Origin of the sequence: Microcella sp., assembly GCF_033763155.1 — a bacterium.
In the GTDB taxonomy this organism is placed as follows: domain Bacteria; phylum Actinomycetota; class Actinomycetes; order Actinomycetales; family Microbacteriaceae; genus Microcella.
The window spans coordinates 1-7293 of the sequence record NZ_JANRKZ010000183.1 but is presented as its reverse complement, the minus strand read 5'-3'; the positions used below and the strand labels follow the sequence as shown (position 1 = coordinate 7293).

Genomic DNA, 7293 nt, shown 5'->3' with positions numbered 1-7293 from the left:
GCGATCGACGGTGCCGGCTGGTGGAAGCGCCTCTGGTACATCACGCTGCCGAACATCCGTCGCGTGCTGGGCTTCGTTTTCATCATCAACGTGCTCTACACGTTCTCGTCGCTCTTCGGCTTTATCTACGTCATGACGGCCGGCGGCCCTGGCTTTGATACGACGACGATCGACTACCTCGTGTATCTGCGGGCGTTCTCGAGCACGAACCTGGGCTCGGGTGCGGCCCTCGCGGTCATCCTGTTTATCTTCATCGGCGTTCTCACCCTCATTCAGAACCGGGTGTTCAAGCTCGGAGAGGATGACTGATCGTGGCTGACACCGAAGAAGACGTCGTCATCAGCAAGCGCATTTCGTCGAGCCGCACGCAGTGGCCGATCTTCGTGGCGCTTGTTGTGGTGGCCGCCACCATCATTTATCCGCTCTACTTCGTCATCTTGACGTCGTTGCGGCCCAACAGTGACTACCTGCAAGATCCGTTCGGCTTGCCGGGCGTCTGGACGTTCGAGAACTACATCAGCCTTGCCGTCAACTACGGCATCGGGCAGGCGTTCTTGAACAGCCTGTTCGTGGGCACCGTCTCGGTCAGCATCATTCTCGTGCTGGCCTCGCTCGCGGGGTATGCGCTCGCGAAGTTACCGGTGCCGGGGCAGAAATACATCACGGCCACGTTCGTGTCGGTCATGTTGATTCCCGGGCCCGTGTTGATCATCCCGATCTATCTCTTGCTCGCGCGCCTCGACCTCACCGGCACCTACGCGGGCCTGATTCTCGTGTATGTGGCCACGGGTCTGCCGTTTGCGACGTTCTTCTTGACGCTGTCGTTCCGCGGTATTCCCGACGAGGTCATCGAGGCGGCGCGCATCGATGGCGCGGGCTTCATTCGCATCATGTGGTCGATCGTGCGCCCCATGGGCTCGAGCGGCCTCGCGACCCTCGCGGTGCTGCAGTTCTTGGGCGCGTGGAACGAGCTGATCTTCGCGGTCATCTTGATTCCCGAAGAGTCGATGCGTTTGCTGACCCCGCAGCTCGCGAGCATCGGCGAACGGTTCTTGACCGACCAACCACTCGTCTCGGCGGGCCTCTTCATCACGGCCTCGGTGCCGCTGATCTTGCTGGCCTTCGCGTCGAAGTACATCATGCAGGGCCTGCAGGTCGGCGTCAGCCGCTAGGCCGCCCGTCTCTCGCGGGGCCAGGCTGCCCGAGCGCCCGGCCTCGCGAGTTCGGGTCGTTCTGTGGATGCTCTGCCGTGCACTCTCGGCTGGGGCGGGCTGCCCGCAGCGCAGTACTCTGGCGCGAGAACGAAGGAGCGACATGGCCCGGCGCGTCTCAACAGCAGTGACGGCGGTGCTCGTCGGCGCCATGACGGTGTCGCTCGCGGGCTGTTTCGAGAACTTCGCGCTGGGCCCCGTCGCTATTCAACGTGACGGCACGGAGCTTCTCATCGCGGTCTGCGACGACATCGAGATCCGATCTGTCTTCATCGAAACCCGGGCTAGCGGGTTCGGCGCGCCGATCGAAACGGTTCTCGATGCCACAGGCTCACTTGCCCTCGACTCTCGCTCCTGGATCTCGGTGAGTGAGTTGGCTAGCACGTTCACCGTGACGACGCAGGCTCCTATACCCATGAACCCGGGCGACTCAATCCTCGTGCAGTTACTGCCGACGAGCCCGGCCGAAGACGACTTCACCGCGGGCTTCACGATCGGCGACGACGGCCTGTCCGAAACGACGTGGCTGCGCCCCGACGGTCGCGAGACCGACGGCCCGTGCTTCTAGCCTGCCCACTCTTTGAAGGCTCTGCTCACTAGTGTCAACTGATCGAGATTTTGGAGCGCCGGTGTCGAACACAGCCAAGCGGATCTTCGCAATTGCTAGCCCTGTGATCGTTCTTGTGAGTTCAATCGGCATCTTTGCCCGGTACGCCGACGGGGCCGGGTCGGAGATGTTCGTCGCTGTGGCGATCATCGCGGTTCTTCTTCTGCTTGCGATCGGCTCAATCGTTGTTGTGGGGCGCGCGCGAAGCGCCGCGATGAGGGCGGCTGCAGAGCTCAGCCGAACGTCACCAGGGTCTCGCCTGGTGCTGACGCAGTTTGATCGGAAGGCAGCTCGGGTTGTCAGGCGAGTGGGCAGTTCGCTCGGTGAAGATTTCAGGCCAGAGTTGCTCGTAGCCAAACTCGAACCAGATCGCGTGAGCTTTTTCCGGCCAGCGGGTCTTGTTCCTGTGGGCGAGCTTGTTGTGGGCGTCGATATTGAGCGCCATTACGCGACAACCATCAACCGCAGTAATCCGTTCAATGAACCGTGCTTGAGGTTCGTTTTCCTCGATGGGACGTCGGCAGATGTATTGCTTTACGACGCCTCGACCGGAAAGTGGCCCGACGATTCCGACCTGGGCTCCATCGCGAGCGGTCGCTGAAAGGCGATCCCGTGTGCAAGGACTACGGAGAAGTGAGAGACCGGCGGTGAAGCGGTGAGCCTTGCACTTGCACTAATCGTTTTCGGGGCGTTTGCGATCCTGTTCATGGTGCCCATTGTCTTCATCGTCGCGGGTGGTTCGCGGACCTTGCGAATACCGCGACTCACCCGCGCTGGGAGGAACCTTTTTGCGGCATTCTTTGGCCTCATTGGCGTCGTCAACATCATCGCGGGTGTGACGCTCGCCGTAGCCTGACGCACAGGCCGACACCGCCGATAGGCCTCTGGTATATCACCTTGAGAAGGGGAAGTGGTCGCGATGCGCACTAGTGGTCGACGAGCACGCAAAGGTGACTCCTTGAGATTCTTGGATTTCTTTGTTGTCGTGCTAACTGTCGGGGCGTCAGCCTGGCTCTTCTTCGGTGGCGGCGAGTCAGTCCTCGCCGCCCCCTGGTGGGCTCAGTTGCTAGTGGTTGTTGCACTCGTCGGCGGCGTCTGGTGGGCAGTCTGGAGACTCCGCGTTAGGTCGCGTGATCAGTCGGCTCCGGGCGACGTGCAATGACGATCTGAGGAGGCGGTTGTGATGAGTGAACCTTCACCCGGTGACGCTATTGATGACGTTTGGGAAAACGTTCGCCGCGCTGCCTTCGGATGGGATCCCTTGGGGATCAGTGACTTCACGGATGTGCCCGTCGATTCTTACGATTCGCTTGTTATTCGAGCCATCAACGAGTTGGAGAGTGGTTCTGACGATGACCAGATCATCCGCGCTTTGCACGTCGAATCGTCGGGCTGGCTCGGATTCGAACCACTCCCGGCTGACTCTGTTGGTTACCAATCAGACGCTTCGGTTATTGCCGACTTCTTAAAGGCGGTACGGGTGCACTTAAGTCACCAAGCCGACCTCCGCCTGGTGACGACCGCGCGTTCGAAGCGGCGGCAAGAAAAACCCACTAGCCAAACAGTTAGCGGCAGGTGATTCGGCGCTTGCGCCTGAGACGTTAGCCGTAGGCCGCGTCGGGCATCCCCTACGCGTCGAACCAGCCGCGCGGGTGGAAGGTCGCGTCGATCGCGGGGCCGCGGCGCGTGGGGGCCGCCCACTGCACGCCGTTGGCGAGCACGCGGTGGATGCTCGGGTGGTGGTACACGGGGTAGTCCTGGTCGCCCGGCGAGAAGTAGAAGACCCGCCCGTGCCCGCGAGTCCACGTGGCGCCCGAGCGAAAGACTTCGCCGCCCGAGAACGACGAGATGAAGATGAGTTCTTCGGGGGTGGGAATGTCGAAGAACTCGCCATACATCTCTTGCGCTTCGATGACGAGCGGGTCAGGCACGCCGGCCGCGATGGGGTGGGTGGGGTCGACCGTCCACACCACTTCACGGTCGCCGTCGTTGCGCCAGCGCAGTGAGCACGTGGTGCCCATGAGCTTCTTGAAGATCTTCGAGTAGTGGCCCGAGTGCAGCACGATGATTCCCATACCGCCAAGCACCGCCTCGTAGATGCGGTTGACCACGGCGTCATCGACCTCGGGGTGTGCCTCGTGGCCCCACCACAGCAACACGTCGGTCGCATCCACGACCGACTGGGGCAGGCCGTGCTCGGGCTCGTCGAGCGTGGCGGTGTGCACCTCGACAGCGTCGCCGAGCAGCGAGGTGAGGCCGGCGGCGATCGCGCCGTGCATCCCCGTCGGGTAGAGCTTCGCGGTGAGCGACTCGGGGTCGCTCTCGTGCCGGTTCTCGTTCCACACGGTCACGCGCAGCGGTGTAGTGGCGGGCGCAGCAGTCATCAGGGCTCCAGTCGAATCTCGCGGCCTTTGGCGGCCGAGCGGTAGCAGGCATCGAGCACCGCGGTGCGATGCAGGGCGAAGTCGCCGCGGTGGGCATCCCAGTCGCCGCTGGCAATCGCGTCGACAAATTCGCGAATGACCAAGGGATGCTCGCCCCCGACCACGTGAACCTCAGGCGTGATCGTCACGGGCGCGCCGGCCTCGTCGCGGTAGATGCGCAGCGTGTCATCGCTCGAATACTGCGGAATGAAGAGGCGCAGCCCACCCTCGATGCCGAGCAGTTCGATCGAGATGTCGTCGTTGTCGACCCCGTGACCGGCCCAGCTGATTTCGAAGGCCACGCTCGAGCCGTCGTCAAGGCGGAACAGGGCGCTCGCGAGGTCGTCGACCTCGAAGGCGCCGGCGGTGCTCGACATTTGGTCGGCGCGGTTCCACGAGCCGTAGCCTGCGCGACCGAGTGCGCCGTGGGTGACGGCACTCACCGAGACGACGCGCGGTTCGCCGAGCAAGAACAGCAGCGAGTCGAGCACGTGCGGGCCCAGGTCGATGAGCGCGCCGCCGCCCGCCATCGCCTTGTTCGTGAACCACGAGCCCAAGCCGGGAATGCCCGCCCGCCGACGCCACGAGGCGCGCGAGTGATAGACCCGTCCGATGCCCACGCTCGTGAGATAGGTGCGGGCATATTGCACGTCGGCGCGGCGACGGTGGTTGAATGCCACCTCGAGCACGCGGTCGTTGTCGCGCGCGGCCTGCACCATCTCTTTCGCCTGGGCGGTGTCGATGGCGATGGGCTTCTCGCAAAACACGTGCTTGCCGGCGGCGAGCGCCGCCATGGTGATGGGGTGGTGCAGCGCGTTGGGGGTGGCGATGCTCACGGCGTCGACGTCGGGAAGCGTCACGAGGTCGGCCCAGTCGGCGAGCAAGTGCCGCACGCCGTACTGCGCGCCGAGCTCAGCGAGTCGCGCCTCTTCTTTACCCGAGAGCGCAACGACCTCAACGTCGGGCATGGCCGCGTAGGCGTCGAGGTGCACCGAGCCCATGCCGAGGCCAATGACGCCGACCCGGAGCGGGGCGGGGGTGGAGGGGATTGTTGCCACGGGCAGTGCTCTTTCGATGGGAGGGTTCAGGCACATGTCACGCGCATGCGCCCTTTAGGTATGATGTAAAGACTACAGGTGAGGACCTCGATATGACCGACGCACTGGTGCGCGCCCGCCCTGACGATGGGGGGCGCCTTGCGGTCACCCTCGACGACACCATTCTCAGTGATGCCGCCCCGCTTTTCGTGGAGGTCGACCGTCGGCCCGTCGATCACTGGGTCGACCCGCGCATCGGCGGCGAGGGCGACCTCGTCACGATCGAGGGCACGCTGGCCGACACCGGTGAGGGCACGAGCCTGCACGCCGCGTGGAGCGCGCGCCGGGTCGCCGGCCAACCCGTGTGGGAATTCGCGTTGACGCTGCGCAACGAGGGCGAGCATCCGCTCACGATTACGCGCATGGATCCGCTCTCGCTCGTCACGGGCCCGGCCTGGCGCACGAACGGCTTCACGAGTGCGTGGGGCGATGAGTTTCGGCCGCTGCAGGGGCACGCGGGCCATCACCTCGTGCTCGAGAGCCGCTCGGGGCGAAGCTCGCACGGCATGATTCCGTGGCTCGGTCTCGAGCGCGGGCCCGTGCGCGGCGGCTCCGGTCGAGGCCCCGGCGAGGGCGAGCGCCCCGCGGCCCTCACGGTGGCCCCCGCCTACAGCGGCAACTGGCACATTCACGCGATGGCAGGCGGGCACATCACCGCGGGCATTTCGCCGTGGCGGTTTTGGGTTGACCTCGCCCCGGGCGAATCGGTGACAGCCCCGAGCGTGGTGCTGACCGTAGCGCCGTCGCTGGATGCGGCCGCCGTCGCCCTGCAGCGCGCCGTCGCCGCCGACTGGCTGCCCCGCACCGAGTTCACCGATTCTCTGCCCGTCGAGTGGAACCACTGGTGGCCCTACGAAGACCAGGAAGTCGACGAGCAGGTCATCGCGGCCAACGCGCGCGTCGCGGCCGAGGTGGGGATCGAGGTGGCCACGGTCGACGCCGGCTGGTTCGGCGCCGCCGACCCCACGAGCTACTGGCAAGAGCAGCGCGGCGACTGGTCGAGCGTCAACACCGCGCGGTTTCCGTCGGGGCTCGAGGCGCTCGGGCAGAGCATCCGCGATGCGGGAGTGCTGCCGGGCATGTGGATCGAGGCCGAAGCCGTCGGCGCGAACTCACTGTTGCGCGCCGCGCACCCCGAAGCGATGGCGCACTCGGTCGAGGCGCGACGGGCCGACCCCTCGTATCGCGTGCAGACCGAATCGCTCGACCCCGCCGACCCCACCTTCTTGGGTTACGTGTGCCTGGGCTCGCCCGCGGGGCGCGAGCACGTGCTCGAGTCGATGAGCACGCTCATCACCACGACGGGCGCGCGCTGGATCAAGCTCGACTTCAACATCGACCCCGACGCCGGCTGCACGCGCACCGACCACGGGCACGGCGCGGGCGATGGCCTGTTGCGCCACTACGAGGGCCTCTACGCCGTGCTCGACGAGCTGCGCGCGCGGCACCCCGACCTCATGCTCGAGTCGTGCTCGTCGGGCGGCTTGCGCATCGACCTCGGGCTCGCGCGCCACGTGCACGCCTTCTTCTTGAGCGACCCCGACTACACCGAGCACCACTTGCAGGTGCTGTGGGGCGTGCGCAACCTGCTGCCGCCCGTGGGCATCTTGCACTGGTCGTGGTCGCAGTGGCGCGGCGACTACCCGCCCGCGTGGCGCGACTGGTCGACCGTCACGGTGGACGAGTTCGACACGATGCTGCGTGCGGCCATGCTGCACCGCTTCGGCGTGAGCCTGCGGTTGCCCGAGCTGCGTCCAGAACTGATCGACCGGCTGCGCACACACGTCGACCTGTTTCAGCGCGAGGTCGAGCCATTCGTGCGCGACGGCGTGCTGCAACCCCTGACCGCGAGCCCCGTGCGGGGTGGGTGGGGTGACCGGGCGCCGAGCATCCAGCTCACGCTGCCCGACGGTCGCATGCTCATCGGCGCCTTCGTGCTCGAGGGGGGAACACGC

At 65.4% G+C, this 7293-nt stretch carries 9 protein-coding genes; 7 read left to right on the top strand and 2 right to left on the bottom strand.

Annotation, left to right across the window (positions count from 1 at the left end):
• The 6 genes from SFU54_RS07730 to SFU54_RS07705 all read left to right on the top strand — a co-directional run.
• Positions 1-309, top strand: a 309-nt coding sequence (locus tag SFU54_RS07730) for a sugar ABC transporter permease (RefSeq protein WP_319015707.1), incomplete at its 5' end; no start/stop codon positions are given.
• 2 nt (positions 310-311) lie between these two features.
• Positions 312-1172 carry a carbohydrate ABC transporter permease gene (locus tag SFU54_RS07725; RefSeq protein ID WP_319015706.1) on the top strand — a complete coding sequence of 287 codons (861 nt, stop codon included), beginning with the start codon at positions 312-314 and terminating at the stop codon, positions 1170-1172.
• A 142-nt stretch (positions 1173-1314) separates the two neighbouring features.
• The gene (locus SFU54_RS07720) at positions 1315-1779 is read left to right on the top strand and encodes a hypothetical protein (protein ID WP_319015705.1); all 465 of its coding nucleotides are present in this window, start codon (positions 1315-1317) and stop codon (positions 1777-1779) included.
• 103 nt (positions 1780-1882) lie between these two features.
• Entirely contained in the window at positions 1883-2419 is a 537-nt protein-coding gene (locus SFU54_RS07715; protein WP_319015704.1) for a hypothetical protein, read from the top strand.
• A gap of 54 nt (positions 2420-2473) precedes the next feature.
• Positions 2474-2674, top strand: a complete 201-nt coding sequence (locus SFU54_RS07710) for a hypothetical protein (RefSeq protein ID WP_319015703.1) — start codon at positions 2474-2476, stop codon at positions 2672-2674.
• Positions 2675-3001: 327 nt separating this feature from the next.
• Positions 3002-3397: a hypothetical protein gene (locus SFU54_RS07705; RefSeq protein ID WP_319015702.1), complete on the top strand. Its 396-nt coding sequence runs from the start codon at positions 3002-3004 to the stop codon at positions 3395-3397.
• Positions 3398-3446: 49 nt separating this feature from the next.
• On the opposite strand, the gene SFU54_RS07700 is transcribed toward SFU54_RS07705, so the two are convergent.
• Together SFU54_RS07700 and SFU54_RS07695 are read right to left on the bottom strand one after the other, a co-directional pair.
• Positions 3447-4202: a ThuA domain-containing protein gene (locus SFU54_RS07700; RefSeq protein WP_319015701.1), complete on the bottom strand. Its 756-nt coding sequence runs from the start codon at positions 4200-4202 to the stop codon at positions 3447-3449.
• On the bottom strand, positions 4202-5299 hold the full coding sequence (locus tag SFU54_RS07695) for a Gfo/Idh/MocA family oxidoreductase (protein WP_319015700.1): 1098 nt from the start codon (positions 5297-5299) through the stop codon (positions 4202-4204). The genes SFU54_RS07700 and SFU54_RS07695 overlap by 1 nt, the downstream gene beginning before the upstream one ends.
• A 92-nt stretch (positions 5300-5391) precedes the next feature.
• Between SFU54_RS07695 and SFU54_RS07690 the strand changes: the two genes are divergently transcribed.
• On the top strand, positions 5392-7293 hold a 1902-nt coding region (locus SFU54_RS07690), incomplete at its 3' end, for an alpha-galactosidase (RefSeq protein WP_319015699.1).

Excerpts from the sequence above, each read along its gene's own strand:
- SFU54_RS07720 (WP_319015705.1), top strand. The coding sequence starts at position 1,315 with ATGGCCCGGCGCGTCTCAACAGCAGTGACGGCGGTGCTCGTCGGCGCC.
- SFU54_RS07705 (WP_319015702.1), top strand. The coding sequence starts at position 3,002 with ATGAGTGAACCTTCACCCGGTGACGCTATTGATGACGTTTGGGAAAAC.
- SFU54_RS07700 (WP_319015701.1), bottom strand. The coding sequence starts at position 4,202 with ATGACTGCTGCGCCCGCCACTACACCGCTGCGCGTGACCGTGTGGAAC.